Raw genomic sequence first — 454 nt, 5'->3', positions numbered from 1 at the left:
ACGATCACCGGCGGCGCCGGCAATGACACGCTGAACGGCGGGGCAGGTGCGGATAGCTTGATCGGTGGTGCGGGCAACGACACCTATATCGTCGATAATGCCGGCGACATCGTCACCGAAGCTGCCAATGAGGGGATCGACACGGTTCGCACGACGCTGGCAAGCTATACGCTTGGCAGCGATGTCGAGAATCTGAGCTTTGCCGGTACAGGAACTTTCGCTGGTACCGGTAACAATCTCGCCAACACGATCACGGGTGGGGCTGCCACCGATACGCTTTCCGGCGATGCCGGCAATGACACGCTTGATGGCGGGGCCGGTGCGGACAGCTTGATCGGCGGTTTGGGCGACGACACCTACATCGTCGACAATGCCGGCGACACCGTCACCGAAGCCGCTGATGAGGGGACCGACACGGTTCGCACGGCATTGGCGAACTATACGCTTGGCAGCG

At 61.7% G+C, this 454-nt stretch carries 1 protein-coding gene; it reads left to right on the top strand.

Annotated elements, in window-relative coordinates; all coding sequences use genetic code 11:
• On the top strand, window positions 1-454 hold a 454-nt coding region (locus AF337_RS14850), incomplete at both ends, for a calcium-binding protein (protein WP_160320311.1).

Origin of the sequence: Rhizobium ecuadorense (assembly GCF_001187535.1) — a bacterium.
Classification (GTDB): domain Bacteria; phylum Pseudomonadota; class Alphaproteobacteria; order Rhizobiales; family Rhizobiaceae; genus Rhizobium; species Rhizobium ecuadorense.
This window is presented reverse-complemented; position numbering and strand designations above follow the sequence as displayed.